Here is a 717-nt window from a genome sequence, read left to right as displayed (position 1 = left end):
CCCAGATGCCGAGGATGTCGCGCGTGCCGTCCACGGTCACCGCCATCACCACGTATATCGGGCGGTTCGCGACCTTCCCATCCCTGATCTTGACGTTGATGGCGTCCACGAACAGAACCGGGTAGACGCGGTCGAGCGGCCGGTTCTGCCATTCGGCCATGCCGTCCATGACCTTGTCGGTGATGGTGGAGATGGTCTGCTTGGACACCTCCGCGCCGTAGACCTCGGCGAGATGAGCGGAGATCTCCCCGTGGGTGAGCCCCTTCGCGGACAAGGACAGCACCATCTCGTCGACACCGGCCAGACGCCGCTGCCGCTTCTTGACGATCTGCGGCTCGAAGCTGCCGGCGGTATCGCGCGGCACCCTTACCTCCACCGGGCCGACATCGGTCAGCACGGTCTTCGCCCGGGTCCCGTTGCGGCTGTTGCCGTTGTTCTTCCCGGCCGGGTCGTGCTTCTCGTAGCCGACGTGGTCGGTGATCTCGCCCTCCAGGGCGGACTCGAGCACCCGCTTGGTGAGCTGTTGCAACAGCCCGCCCTCGCCGGTCAGTTGCAGCCCCTCGTTGCGGGCACGGTCAACCAGCATCGCAACGAGCTGCTCGTCCGACACTGAACTCGACTGTGCCTGAACCACCTGCTCGGCCTGCTCGTTCTCCACGGCGGTCTCCGTCATCAGACGCATCTCCTTGATCATCAGATCCGCCGTTGATTAGACAC

The 717-nt window shown here is 64.7% G+C and carries 1 protein-coding gene; it reads right to left on the bottom strand.

Features of this window, described 5'->3' with window-relative positions:
• On the bottom strand, positions 1-586 hold a 586-nt coding region (locus tag SZN_RS37275), incomplete at its 3' end, for an IS256 family transposase (RefSeq protein ID WP_244313507.1).
• Positions 587-717: the final 131 nt, after the last annotated feature.

Source organism: Streptomyces zinciresistens K42 (genome assembly GCF_000225525.1).
GTDB classification, from domain to species: Bacteria; Actinomycetota; Actinomycetes; order Streptomycetales; family Streptomycetaceae; genus Streptomyces; species Streptomyces zinciresistens.
This window is presented reverse-complemented; position numbering and strand designations above follow the sequence as displayed.